At 39.7% G+C, this 12,615-nt stretch carries 14 protein-coding genes; 13 read left to right on the top strand and 1 reads right to left on the bottom strand.

Annotated features, from left to right (window positions below):
* The first annotated feature begins 188 nt into the window (after positions 1 to 188).
* The 6 genes from L3V35_RS09210 (at position 189) to L3V35_RS09175 (ending at position 5,881) form a co-directional block, all read left to right on the top strand.
* Positions 189 to 1,369, top strand: a protein-coding gene (locus L3V35_RS09210) for an IS3 family transposase (RefSeq protein ID WP_237299441.1) whose coding sequence is annotated in 2 segments (ribosomal slippage) — positions 189 to 468 and positions 468 to 1,369 — 1,182 coding nt in all. Because the reading frame shifts where the segments join, the coding sequence is not laid out codon by codon here.
* Positions 1,370 to 1,522: 153 nt separating this feature from the next.
* Complete coding sequence (locus tag L3V35_RS09205; RefSeq protein ID WP_237299440.1) at positions 1,523 to 1,996, top strand: hypothetical protein; 474 nt, start codon at positions 1,523 to 1,525, stop codon at positions 1,994 to 1,996.
* The gene (locus L3V35_RS09200) at positions 1,993 to 2,628 is read left to right on the top strand and encodes a hypothetical protein (RefSeq protein ID WP_237299438.1); all 636 of its coding nucleotides are present in this window, start codon (positions 1,993 to 1,995) and stop codon (positions 2,626 to 2,628) included. The genes L3V35_RS09205 and L3V35_RS09200 overlap by 4 nt, the downstream gene beginning before the upstream one ends.
* A 795-nt stretch (positions 2,629 to 3,423) precedes the next feature.
* Complete coding sequence (locus L3V35_RS09190; RefSeq protein ID WP_237299435.1) at positions 3,424 to 4,326, top strand: hypothetical protein; 903 nt, start codon at positions 3,424 to 3,426, stop codon at positions 4,324 to 4,326.
* A 143-nt stretch (positions 4,327 to 4,469) separates the two neighbouring features.
* Positions 4,470 to 5,159 (top strand): hypothetical protein, encoded by a 690-nt coding sequence (locus L3V35_RS09180; RefSeq protein WP_237299432.1) that lies wholly within the window; start codon positions 4,470 to 4,472, stop codon positions 5,157 to 5,159.
* A 152-nt stretch (positions 5,160 to 5,311) separates the two neighbouring features.
* On the top strand, positions 5,312 to 5,881 hold the full coding sequence (locus L3V35_RS09175) for a hypothetical protein (protein ID WP_237299430.1): 570 nt from the start codon (positions 5,312 to 5,314) through the stop codon (positions 5,879 to 5,881).
* Between the two features lie 1,215 nt (positions 5,882 to 7,096).
* Here L3V35_RS09175 and L3V35_RS09165 read toward each other — a convergent pair.
* Positions 7,097 to 8,122, bottom strand: a complete 1,026-nt coding sequence (locus L3V35_RS09165) for an IS110 family transposase (RefSeq protein WP_237299429.1) — start codon at positions 8,120 to 8,122, stop codon at positions 7,097 to 7,099.
* 225 nt (positions 8,123 to 8,347) lie between these two features.
* Here L3V35_RS09165 and L3V35_RS09160 point away from each other — a divergent pair, with 225 nt between their 5' ends.
* The 7 genes from L3V35_RS09160 to L3V35_RS09130 all read left to right on the top strand — a co-directional run bounded on the left by L3V35_RS09160 (position 8,348) and on the right by L3V35_RS09130 (position 12,492).
* A complete protein-coding gene (locus tag L3V35_RS09160; protein ID WP_237299427.1) occupies positions 8,348 to 9,076 on the top strand; it encodes a hypothetical protein in 729 nt (242 codons plus the stop codon).
* A 160-nt stretch (positions 9,077 to 9,236) separates the two neighbouring features.
* The gene (locus L3V35_RS09155; RefSeq protein WP_237299425.1) at positions 9,237 to 9,557 is read left to right on the top strand and encodes a hypothetical protein; all 321 of its coding nucleotides are present in this window, start codon (positions 9,237 to 9,239) and stop codon (positions 9,555 to 9,557) included.
* A 21-nt stretch (positions 9,558 to 9,578) separates the two neighbouring features.
* Entirely contained in the window at positions 9,579 to 9,851 is a 273-nt protein-coding gene (locus tag L3V35_RS09150) for a hypothetical protein (RefSeq protein ID WP_237299424.1), read from the top strand.
* 372 nt (positions 9,852 to 10,223) lie between these two features.
* The gene (locus L3V35_RS09145) at positions 10,224 to 10,373 is read left to right on the top strand and encodes a hypothetical protein (RefSeq protein WP_237299422.1); all 150 of its coding nucleotides are present in this window, start codon (positions 10,224 to 10,226) and stop codon (positions 10,371 to 10,373) included.
* On the top strand, positions 10,370 to 11,161 hold the full coding sequence (locus tag L3V35_RS09140) for a hypothetical protein (protein ID WP_237299420.1): 792 nt from the start codon (positions 10,370 to 10,372) through the stop codon (positions 11,159 to 11,161). Before L3V35_RS09145 ends, L3V35_RS09140 begins: the two co-directional genes overlap by 4 nt.
* Before the next feature lie 125 nt (positions 11,162 to 11,286).
* A complete protein-coding gene (locus L3V35_RS09135; protein WP_237299419.1) occupies positions 11,287 to 11,727 on the top strand; it encodes a hypothetical protein in 441 nt (146 codons plus the stop codon).
* Between the two features lie 177 nt (positions 11,728 to 11,904).
* Complete coding sequence (locus tag L3V35_RS09130) at positions 11,905 to 12,492, top strand: hypothetical protein (RefSeq protein WP_231900863.1); 588 nt, start codon at positions 11,905 to 11,907, stop codon at positions 12,490 to 12,492.
* The last annotated feature ends 123 nt before the right edge of the window (positions 12,493 to 12,615 follow it).

The following is a 12,615-nucleotide window of genomic DNA, read 5'->3' as shown; positions in this document are numbered from 1 at the left end:
TTGTTATCGGTCTCTCGATAGAGGAGCCAGCGTTTAAACGAACTGCTACATAGAAAGCTTTAGTTGCAGCTAAAGCCTGGGTCTCACATTACCCGATTGGAGCGCTTATTATCCATACAAACTGTTCAAGAGGGATTCTGTAGTTGACCCGATCTAGTGGACACCTTCAATTGTAATTGGAGGTGTTTATGCCAGCTTATAAATCAGGTAAAAAAACTCAACAATATCTCACGGAATTTAAGGTAACTGCCGTCCGACTTTCGCTTCGAGAAGGAGCTACAGTTAAAAGCGTGGCGCTATCATTGGATATCCATCCTTATATGCTTTCTAAATGGCGAAAGGACTATAGAGAAGGGGTTATTATGGAAGATAAACGTAAGAAAAGGACTAAGATCCCGAGTCAGAAAACTGAGTCTAGTCGGATTGCAGAGCTTGAACATCAGAACGAACAACTTAAGCTCGAGAATGGCTTGCTAAAAAAGTGGCAACGATTCGTTGCCCAAGAAAATCGACAAAATTCCGATTCATAGCCCATTACAAAACGCGTTATTCCATTGTATTGATGTGTCGCTTTCTATCTGTTTCTAAGTCGGGTTACTACGCATGGCTTGATAGAGAGCCAAGCTGCTACGCTCAAGAAGAGCAGGTTTTGAAGAAGCGGATAATTAAAGTGTTTACCCAGAGTCGAGAGACTTACGGTAGTCCACGAGTTCATGCAGAGCTGAGGCGCCAAGGAGTTTTGGTTAGCCGCAAGCGTGTGGCTCGGATCATGAGAGAGCAAGGGCTAAGAGCGCGAAGTTATCGCATTTACATGAAAATGGCCAATCTACATCGGTTCTATCAATCGATTAAGAATATTAAAAAAGACACACCAAAACCAACGGCAGTTAATCAACAATGGTCTGGAGATCTAACGTATATAAAGCAAGGTAAACGTTGGATGTATCTAGCGGTCGTTATCGATCTTTACTCGCGTAAAATCGTCGGTTGGTCACTTGGTAGTAAGAAGAGTACACAGCTAACGATGAGCTCGTTGAGAATGGCAATTAGAAATCGAAAGCCACAAGAGCGCTTATTGTTTCATACCGATAGAGGCTCTGAATATCGAGCTCATGAAGTTCAAGCTTTATTATCAAAAAATGGAATGGTCCCAAGTATGAATCGTCCAGGTCATTGCACAGACAATGCGGAGGTAGAGTCGTTCTTCCATACGCTCAAAGGCGACATAATTAGGAAAAATAGTTTTAAAAGTGAGAAGCAGCTTAGAGATAAGCTTGCCGGTTATATCCAGCATTTTTATAACCGTTATAGACTGCACTCAAGTCTTGGATATCGAACCCCGCATGAATATGAAGTAGCGACGGGTTAAAGATAATAGGGTGTCCATTTTATCGGGTGAAGATCATTCCCAACGCTTGGCGTTTTCGGTTTGATTCGGCTTTAGTATCTACGGCACAATGGTTTAGGTAAGGTGGTAGCGTTGCTCACCACTTAACGCGGCGTTATTCGGCAAGGAGGGTACGTGAAAAAAAATAATAGATTATTCGCTTGGGGTAATACGACAAAAATTGGTGTTTTTGACCATACTTGGGTAACAACGTATTCAAAAGGGCAAGGTGAGCCTAATAAGAGTTTAGGTGATTATTGGTATTGTTGGGGAGACCCACACTCTAAGGCTACTCTTTTTGGCGAGAGTGATACGGGAGGGGATTTTGCTAAAGAAGTTGCAAAACCAAACGAACCTCAAGAAAGTGTAAATATCAAGTATGGAGTTGATGGAGTTTGTCACCAAATGGCTAACAGATTGCTTATGTTTACTAAGAGTAAAACAACAGGTGAACCTATTGTGGTCTCTAAGGCATCGGGTTATCAGTTGTCAAAAGCTATGTATGGTGTATATGGTGGTTCTAAGAAATCTAAAGACCGAAAAGAACGTTTGGAGGCATGGGAGTCAAAAGTTGATTCATACCTTAAAGCTACAGGGACGAAAAAATGAGTAGAGAAGAGCGTATTCATGAACTAGCGAACCTTCATCCAGCATTGTCTACGGAGGTGGTAGAAAAAATTTATAACCTAGAATTACAATTACAGTCTAATAATGATTTAGTTATTGAACTATTGGAAAGGAATATAATTGCTGAATCCGAAATTACCGAGAAAATTGACCGTTGTTTTCAAGTATTCTTGAAAGATGTGGTAAATACGTGCGGTGAAGATATCTGTAAAGACATTTATGACTACCTACCGGGTGAGAAAATAGGTTTTCTTAATGAATATAAGCCTAGCGAAATTGATGGCGTTCACGCAATTGAAGTGGCATCTATCGAGCTGTTTAATGCTATAGAAGTTGTAGCTGCTTCTAAACTTGACCTAGAGAGTCGGCATAGAATAACTGCAACATCTCGTCATTTCAAAGCACTTAGCTCTAATATCGTTGGCAGAGTGTATCGAAGAAGAGCAATGCTGGCTGAAATAACCAATGAGTTGGATCGTGAGGTTGGTGTAATTAAAGCTGCAATAGATAACGTTGATATAGGCGATATCGAAGTTATCAATACAGATATTGAAGCTATAAACATCGAATTAGAAGAAATCTCCCATCGATTTATCGAATCGGAAGCCGAATAACAAACAATTTGAGAGTGATTCAGCACGCTTTGCATTTTCGGTTTGGGGCAATTTTAGTGATTAAGGTGTTTAAATTGAGTGTCGTGGTAGCGTGCTTCACACCTTAATTGGGCGTTATTTTTCAGAGTGTCCCGCATCAAATGGAGCTAAATTTAAGTGAAAAAACTATACGAAAATTTTAAAATGATCAGCCCTTTACCTGTGTTTTGATAATTGGTCTGCTAGCACAGCTTGTTTATCCGACAACAAAAATTAATTCTGACAATGTTTCCGTTGCAACTCTACAGTTTGGTGGGCTTCTTTAATTGAAAACTCTAAAAAAAGTCATTATTTACAATTCTTTTATGACAGCTCAAAACAGTTTGCGGAACTAGCTATGGGAGTTGCTGGTTTTTCATCTGCCTATTTTTTGTACCATGAAGTGGTGTGCCTACCTGTAATCCTGATAATCTGTTCGTTAGTACTCTCAGTCTGCTTGAATCATCTATATTTGGTAATCTTTGACGAGAAAGATGTAGGTACATATAAGTGGGCGTTAGAGCTTGATAAAAAGCATGGTAATTTGAAGTCTTCCAATCTAGTTAAAGCCGTTGCTGGGTTCTTTTCGAGCCTGTCTGTGGTGGTTTTTTGTACTTTTGCGTTGGGGTGGTTATCAACATAACAAACAATTCCAAGTGATTCATCACGCTTGGCATTTTTGGTTTGCGTTGAGTTCAGTGATTACGGTAGTCAAGTTGACTGCCGTGGTTGCGTGCTTCACAACTTAATTGGGCGTTATGTTTATAGGAGAGTTCTGTGAGTGGAGTGAAGATTCCATTTGGTTATGATTCAAATCGAAACCAAGTAACAATTCTAAATTACTTACCTTTTGGAAGACCTGATCCAATATTTTGTGGTGGAAAAGGCTGTGAAGCGGAGCTTGCGTATGTTTCAGCCAGTCAAAGGGTAGGTAAGTCAAAAACAACACAAGTTCCAGCTTATTTCAGGTTGGCGAAATATGAAGATCATTCAGTGACTTGTTCATTTGCTACAAAAGGCAAACAAGTGATTGATGCAGCAGGTTCAACCAATGAAGTTCATACTGCTCTTGCTAATGGTAGCCGGGTTTTTCGTATCCATTTGATGGATGATAATGACCAAGTGAGAATGAAAGGTAAGGAAAATGATTTTTTAAAAAATCATAATCATGACACTGTAAAACGAACCTATAAAACGCGTGGTAGAAAGTTACCTTATGTAAATAATCTTAATGGCTTATTTGACCTTTACGAATATGGGCGTAAGAACCCAACGATGCGTCAGTTGATTTTCGTTATGGTGGATAAAGAAAAATTAAGATGGGATGAATTCTTCTTTGATGTTAAGCACTATGATGAATTACACCAAAAGGTACTTGCTAGTGGTACAGTTAAAGCCGCAGTTATAGGTCAGGTTAATAAAGTTAACTTTAGTAGCCCAACTAGGCGTTTCTCGTCGGCAGAGCTTTCCCCAAAGCTTCAAGGCAAAGGGAATAATATTTACCCGATCGCTCGCTTAAAATTTGGCTTAAGTCATCGCTTCATTACGCCCGGTAAGAAAGTAATGTGCTTTGGTTCGTTTAAGTTAGAGTATGATGTATCTAAACGTATAGTCCCTTCTAATAGAGGGTATGAACTAGTTATGGGCTTAGCAGCACCATATCAGTGGTTTGAAATATAAACATAACAAGCATTTAGGAGTGATTCGGCACGCGTGGCATTTTTACTATGCGTTGGTTTTAGTGGTATGCGGTGACTCAGGTATTTCGTGCCTAACACCTTAATAAGGCGTTATATGCAATTACTAATATTTAGAGAGATGAGATGTTTAGCGATAGTTTTCTAGAGACGCTCGGTGCTTGGCAAAATGGATGGAAAGAGAATCAGGAATTAAGGACTAAGTTAGCAGATAAGCTGCTATCAGAATCCGCTAAAATTTCAGATGAATTTAGGAAGGTTGATCGTGTATGTTATCGAAAAAGGTTTCTTCACTACGGTGAACTATTCGAGATAATTATGGTTGACTCTAAAAATGAGGGTATAGTTAGTTGGACTCAGGATCAAGCATATGCAGAACGATTTAAAGGGCTCTATAAACCTAGTGCTGTTTCTGGTGCGATTTTTGAACACACTCCTAAAGAAGCAGAAGTTGTTGTAAACATCTGTGCGCTCTGGGAGTCAGAAGAATTCATCGACGCTGTTAGGGTCTATACCAATAAAAAAGGCTTGCATTGTAAGGCATTGAATAACTTCAAGGCGACGCAGGGAGAAGTGGTTTTATCTTCACCATTGAAAGGATCGGAAATTATTGCATTAACGGGAGCATCTAGCCCATTCGATGATCTTTGTGATGAACTTAAAGTTCCCGAAGAAATGCGAGACGAGTACTTTCGACAACTGGTGAATCAAGGTATATGCCCTGAAGAGATCAAGTATACCTCCAAAGAAGGAACTCAAAGAGTTATCGCTAAGACAATTAAAGCGTTTGAAGCAAAAATGGCATCACTCAAGTAGCATCTAATAAATGCATCAACACGATTTGCTACATTCGACGTTATCAGTTTGCCTTTAGTTTCAGTGATTAAGGCCGTAAAATTCAGCTTGGTTTGCATAGTAGCAAACGTGTTATGCCGGCGTTAGGCTTTTGTATTATCGAGTCAATAAAAATGAAAAATTCCAACAAATTGTATAAAGCATTATTTTTAATCTCTTTAATCGCCACATTCATAATTGCTGTGGTTTTGTACTTTTATATTGATACTTTTAGCGCCATTATAAAAACTGAACCAGGTGTATACGGAACAGTTGGCGATTTTTTAGGTGGGACATTAAATCCAGCACTTAGCTTCTTAGGTCTGATAGCACTTTTGCTGACATTAGGGCTTCAGCATCAGCAACTAGAGATTTCTCACAAAGAGTTACAGTTATCACGAAAGGAGCTACAAGAAACTAGATCAGAGTTGAGTCGAAGTGCAAAGGCACAAGAAGAAGCTACACAACATCAACAGAAGCAAGTAAGGGTTCAAGAATTGGCCACTAGACTTTCTGCTATTGAAATGCTTCTTTCCATTGATGGAAAAGATCTAACCGTGCACTTTGCGAATGGATACTCAAGTTCAAGAGTCGATGTTAAAAGCTACTCAGGAGTGCAAAAAGCAGTTTTATATCAAGAGTTAGGGGATATTTATAAAGAACTTTCAAAGATGGATCGCCCAAAAGCCGAACAAAGCGTTTAAGACTGATTCCCAACGCTTGGCATTTTTGGTTTGATTCGACTTTAGTATTTACGGCACAATGGTTTAGGTAAGGCGGTCAGCGCTGCTCACTACTTAACGCGGCGTTAAATTACTTAGTTTAAGAACATCACAAGGCTCGAAATGATTTTCTACATTTACTCCTATTTCTCGTACATACTTTTTGAATACGTATTTAGGAAAAAGCTATTTAAACATGAGTGTCGAAGTAAGTCATTGCATGAGTGTAAGTGGAAAAAGGGGAAAGAGCATTGGTTGCTCTTTAGCCCAGGGTATTGGTTTACTCGATACTACAAGAATAAGATTAAATTGTTTTGTCCAGAAGCTGAGGCAGAGCTAAGAAAAAGTTATTTGAAGTCTATGAATGCATGGAACCTTTGGATAACAGTTGCGATCTCAGTTCTTTACTTGGTGTTATCTAATTTTGAATATGAGTTTGTTCAAGTTTTTGCTGGTTTCCTTCTATTTCGTTTCTTTTCACGAATGCTAGAGGTCTCATACGCATTTGTTAGTGATGTGCTTTCTCAAAAAATAGAAGTAATTTAAGCCGATATGAGAGAGTTAGGCTTGTATCGTCTAGTTATATAGAGCTCTTTTTCTTGTCTGCTCCTGTATATTTAATTTTCAATCTAGTGTGTGACCCGTTGACAGCCTTTACCGCTTCACTCTCCGTTGGGACACATTACTAATGTTGGTTTCTGGTACAGGATAGGGCGTCAATTTTGGTGAATATTGCTTTCGTTCAAGTGCTCGTGACTATGAGTTTAATTATCTTTTCGCTGGCTATGTATTTATCGCGGGAAAAGTAATTTAACAAACAATTTAAGAGTGATTCGGCACGCGTGGCATTTTTACTATACGTTGGTTTTAGTGTTTAAGGTGGTATGCGGAAGCGTCGATATTGCGTTGTTCCCCCCTCCTTAACAGGGCTACATGGATTCCCCCCAGGTTGTCAAACATCCGCTAAACTTATGTTGATGGGTTTTGGACTGCCGCTCTACATTCGGCCTACTTATCGACGATTCGCATACGTCGTGGCCCTGATGACTTGCGCGACTGCGGTGCCTAATTCGTTAGATGACATCTAGTGTGTCCGCCGCATTAACAGGCTCTCCGCAAGTGGTCTTAACCTATCTCCATCATTAGCGTCTGCAATGACCCGGTGGGTTTAACTCTTTATGCTGCTTAGGTTTTTACTTAAGCAGCATAGTTTTCATATTCTGTTTGATTGTGTAAAAGCGAGCATATAATTCGTGCGTTCTTCGCAGCAAGTGCCACTATTGCTCGGTTCATTCCTCTCCGCTCTAGAACGCCCCGACACCACTGACTTAATTTATCTTGCTTGTCGCCAAGGTTGGCAATCACGGTCCTTGCTCCGTGAGCTAATAGTGTTCGTAAGTATTTGTCGCCGTGTTTGGTTATCCGACCTAAGCGAGGCTTTCCTCCCGTCGAATATTGTTTTGGTACTAGTCCTAGCCAAGCTGAGAAATCACGGCTTTTATCAAATTGAGAACCATTGCCTATCGACGCAAGTATCGCAGTAGCGGTTTGCGGTCCAATGCCACGAACCTTCATCACTCGTTGAACATTAGCGCTGACCTTAGCAAAAGAGTCAAAGACTTGTTCTGTATCGGCGATACGTTGATTCAACTCACCAAGGTGGTGATAAGCATCGGCAATGACTGTTCTTGCGAGGTGTGGCAGTTCATTTTCTGCATCTTCGAGCATTAAGGGAACGTGTTTCAACAATGAAGAGCGACCAACAGGAATGATTAATCCGAATTCAGAAAGCAGGGCACGCATGCGATTCATAAGCGCGGTGCGTTCACGAACCCAATGCTCTCTCATTCTATGTACCGATAGGATGGCTTGTTGCTCGGGGGATTTTACGGGTACAAAGCGAGTTGATGGACGCTGAACAGCTTCGCAGATAGCGACTGCATCATTAAGGTCGTTCTTCCCTTTAGTTCGATAAGGAACCACGTATTTAACGGCCATGATACGGGCGTCATGCCCCAGTTTATTGAGTGTTCTTGCCCAATAATGTGCACCACCACACGCTTCGACGCCTATACTCATGAGTGGCATATTTGCTATTGTAGTCAGTAGTTTAGAGCGGGTTACTGACTTATGAAGTATGACCTTACCATTTTGGTCTACGGCATGAAGACTGAAGTGGTTTTTAGCTAGGTCGATACCGCAGAAATAAGAATAATCAGACATGGTGCCTCCGATGCATTTAAGTACCACATAAGTGTGGCAGATCCTCGGTAGGGGGAATCCATGTCATTCGTTAGTACAACAAATCAACACCTTCAAACTTGAATTAGCTTAAAATTGGCTATGACTTCTCAATTATTGGATGTTGTAATAGGTGATCCTTGCCAAAGAAAAAGTGGGTGGCATCTTGTATATCAAGATTATTAACTAGACAAATCGGATGTAACTTTGACTGATACCATAAAAGTTTCTATTGAACCTAACGATAAAAAAGATAGCTGGGATATTGCTAAAATTATTTCGGTAGCTGCAGTAGCACCGTCTGTTGCATTGGCTGGGTATTTACTCAGTGCGGACGTGAAAGTTCAAGAAGTAGAAGCAAAATATGTTGAACTTGCAGTAGGTATATTGAAAGAACCTACGGATCAAACAGAGCCATCAGTAAGAGAATGGGCGATTGATATAGTTAACGAGTACTCTGGTGTAGAAATGTCGGAAACGACCAAGAACGCGTTACGCGAAAAACCTTTTATTTATGAGAAGCCAGCGTTAGAGACAAACCTTTATCTTTCAGATAGCGTGCGAGGTAGTGATAAAAGTATAAGAATTACCGTTGTAAACCATGGGAAAACAGATGTAGTGGTTGATAAGGTAACTATTTTTGATGATCAGACCGCAAAGTGCAAGTTTGAAATCAAACCAACTCAGAGCATATCGGCTGAAGCTTCTTATTTTATCGATGTAGTGTCACTAACGAAAATCTCCGAGTGTTTAAGTGTCGATAGTTCTAAAGTCTATGGTGCGTCAACTAAGCCAACCATGGATGCTGGTGCTTTTGGGGGGAAACTAAAAAACTACACAGTTTATAATCAACCTTTTTTCGTTACGATGCACTATTCAAACGTATTTGCCAAGACAGAGTCTACGTTTGGGGCTAGCCTTCATATCTTAGAATAATATTGTACTAACAAAGCATTCAAGAGTGACTCTCAACGCTTGGCATTTTTCATTCCATCGTTGGGTTTTGTGTTTTCGGTAGGGTGGTTAGGCTTCGTGGTAGAGTTGCTCACACCTTAATACGGCGTTAGCTGTTACGGTATTACATTTAGGATCTGCGATGAATAATTGTCACTACTTTTCAATGATATATCTAAACGATTGGGTATATTGGGATGAGCCATTTGTAGAGAGACTATCTGATCTTGATAAGAGTGTAAGGATTACAGGTCTTCATGATGCAGCTAAGTATTATAAGGTAACAAGGAATTTTAAGAAGATTGCAGAAAATGTACGATTTGAAAAAGCTTTAGATGAACTGGAGCTAATTAGTCGTCCTACTAACGCTGAAGAAGCTATCTCAGCCGTTAACGATTTATCAACAGCCCTTATGAATATTTATGGAAAAAATGCAGTTTCTGCAGCTTCCAAGTTCCTATAGCTTAAATTTAAAAGTCCGATTTTGATTTACGATAGTAGAGCATTTGAGTGGCTTAAAGCTCGTGGGTATCAAATTTCAGTGGGTGATTACGCTTCATACTATGACGCTTGGAGTAGAGCTTATTGTGCAGTAGAGTCAGAAATTGATATGTCCGTTAAGGGCTTATATAAAGTTAAAGAATATTCTCAAGCTTATGATCGTGATGAACAAACCATTAAAAGTCTGACATCAGAGCGTTGGTTTAAGGAACGTATCTTTGATAAATATTTATGGTTTAATGCAGGTAACGGCTAACAAGTGTGTTTGTATATCATAATAAGCTAACTCTTGCTTGCAAGTGCGGGCTCGAGACCCAGAAGACTATTCGAGTGTGGTGCTTGGAGTTCGATCTGACGTTCGTGCTTGTTATCGCTCTCTCAAGAGAGGAGCCATCGTTCAATCGAACTACCAGATAGAAGAACTTTAGTTGCAGCTAAAGTCTGGGTCTCACCTTACCCGATTGAAGTGCTTATTATCCATACAAACTGTTCAAGAGTGGTTCACAACGCTTGGCGGCCTCACTTCAAGTCAGTTTAGTTTGTATGGCACGATGATTTAGGTTAGGTGTTGTCGTTGTTCACACATTAATTTGGCGTCATTTTGCCTAATGAATTAAGGAGAATTTAATTGGCATCTTTAGAAGAAGCTTATAGCAATGAATATGATGACATTATTGATGCGGAACTCGCCTATGATCTTTTTTGGTCTGGGGTGATTTCTAGTAAATCGGCGTTTGAATGTCCAAGTGAATTTGCGAAGCAAAAGTTACTTGCGTGAACATGGATGTAGAAAAGCAAGATATGCAGCAATCGCCACACTTTCGAGGTTACAATCACTCGCCAGAGTGTGATGCCACAATAGGTAAAAAACCGAAAGTTAGTGCTGGCTCTAAATATGAACCTAGTGCATCTAAAGTTGTAAAGAGTGACCAGAAGTCAGATATATTTAATTTACATAGACCGTATAATCAATTTGCCAAAAAGAAAAAAGGTGAACGTGATAAAAGCAAAAAGCGAGCAATCGATTCGCGACGTCCTCATGTTCAAGGAAAGCATGAGCTTCAATCTAGTTCAGACTTTTATGCTGTCAGATATTTAGTCACTAAGTATATTCGTCACAGAAAAGATGAAAAACTGTCGGAACACTATGTAAACATTAGTGGGAGGGACATTAGCTATAGAGAGTTGTTCAAAGGTGTTTTCAATCAACCGATAGAGGCTCTTCCTGAAGAAAATCGTATTTATTGGGGAGTTGCGTATATTAATCATATGCTGAATAAAGGTATTTATCGTATTGGATTCCAGAAAAAAATGCAGCATGGCAGCAACTATATTAATCCCTCATTTTTCATATCGGCGGAACAAATTGAAGCCCATCCTGTTAATAATCTTGTCACCAAGAGGTTGACTAAAATTTCAGAATCAAAAGATAAGCGAGCATTTGTATTTTTGTACTCTAAGCCATATGCTCAAGGGCCTAACTATATTAACTTTGATGTAGATAGTTTAGATTACCTTGAGATTAGATATTTAGACTTATTTGATGAACTAAAAAAGTCAACATAACAGCTGTTTAAGAGTAATTCGCAAAGCGTGGCATTTTACTATACGTTGCGTTTAGTGTTTAAGGTGGTATGAGTTGCTCACACTTTGATGCAGCGTTATGTATCTCATGAAAAGGAACGTTTTTAATGGATGCAGTTCCAAAAATATCAGATATAAAAAATCTTAAAGATCTCAGCACAGTTTTAGTTCTTCCGTTATTGTGTGCCTGCTATATATACCAAACCGAATTCATTTTATCGCTGGATATTTTTAGTTTCTCAATAGACCCTGACAGCACGGGCTTCTGGTACTATGTCCAAATCGTAGTGATTTTCGTTGGCAAAACCGTCTGGGTAGCATTTTTTAGTTCTGCGCTCTATATGGCTGTAATCTACGCCTATATATACATTCACCAATCAATTATTCATCTAATCGTGTTGCTCCTGTTAACATTTGGGTTTGTTGGTGTTTTTGCTACGGATAAAATTAATACGTACCTATCTTTGGCACCATTGTGGTATTACAGTTGTTTCGTCGTCGCATTCTTTTTACTTTCAATGTTGGAACAAATCGATTCCGATACATAACCGGCCTTTAGGGGTTGCTAATACTTGGTATTATTATCTCTAGGCTGGGGGTTGTACTTACGGAGTAGTATTTTAAGTTTGGTGCTAGCGTTGTTCATACCTCAATGGAAGTAAACGAAAAACAAGGAGCAGATCATCGATAACCTACTTGCAAGGTCAGCGGAATATGAAAATTATGTGGACTACATACTGAGACAGCCTTTGTTTGATGATTCAGATAGAGTTCGAGTTAGCAAAATAATGTGCAGCGTATCTTTGGAGCATGCTGAAAGTTTAAAGATTTTGCTAGCGACAAGAAACTTTACTTCTGCACTTGGACTTTTGAGGCTTCAGTTCGAGAGTCTAGTGCGAGGCATGTGGGTGTTGTATGCTGCGAGCGATATAGCGGTAAGTAAACTAACAGCAGAGTTAAACGAAGAAAATCAGAAAAGAGCCAATAACTTACCGATGTTGAGCGAAATGATAAGCCAACTGGAAAAGAAGGCTCCGAAAAATGCAGTAGATCCTATTCTGGAGTTCAAAGAGTATTCTTGGAAGCCGCTGAGTTCATATGTACACGGAGGCTTACATGCTGTAGATAGACATAGCAAAGGATACCCTGTTGCTATGCTAGAACAGGTTTTGAAAGCATCGAATGGTGTTAACGGGTTAGTTGCGGTGTTTGGCTCCATCCTTACCGGTCAAACAAACTTAACCAAAGATGTATATAAGTCATTTGATACATATGCAGACTGTTTTCAGATGAAGGGGCCACTTACTTTGTAGTAAATCTTACAGGCTAGTTCTTTTAGCTTTCGTTTTCCGCTTCGTTCATAGTATAGCCAACGTGAATCACCTCGTAACGTGCAGTAATGTCCTACCCTAAGAAGTGTCACTTTATGGAGGTAA

It is taken from the genome of Vibrio sp. L5-1, from assembly GCF_021728315.1.
In the GTDB taxonomy this organism is placed as follows: Bacteria; Pseudomonadota; Gammaproteobacteria; order Enterobacterales; family Vibrionaceae; genus Vibrio; species Vibrio splendidus_K.
This window is presented reverse-complemented; position numbering and strand designations above follow the sequence as displayed.

Coding starts and splice junctions, on each gene's coding strand:
- L3V35_RS09135 (WP_237299419.1), top strand. CDS start 11,287: ATGGATGCAGTTCCAAAAATATCAGATATAAAAAATCTTAAAGATCTC.
- L3V35_RS09180 (WP_237299432.1), top strand. CDS start 4,470: ATGTTTAGCGATAGTTTTCTAGAGACGCTCGGTGCTTGGCAAAATGGA.
- L3V35_RS09165 (WP_237299429.1), bottom strand. CDS start 8,122: ATGTCTGATTATTCTTATTTCTGCGGTATCGACCTAGCTAAAAACCAC.
- L3V35_RS09155 (WP_237299425.1), top strand. CDS start 9,237: ATGAATAATTGTCACTACTTTTCAATGATATATCTAAACGATTGGGTA.
- L3V35_RS09200 (WP_237299438.1), top strand. CDS start 1,993: ATGAGTAGAGAAGAGCGTATTCATGAACTAGCGAACCTTCATCCAGCA.
- L3V35_RS09175 (WP_237299430.1), top strand. CDS start 5,312: ATGAAAAATTCCAACAAATTGTATAAAGCATTATTTTTAATCTCTTTA.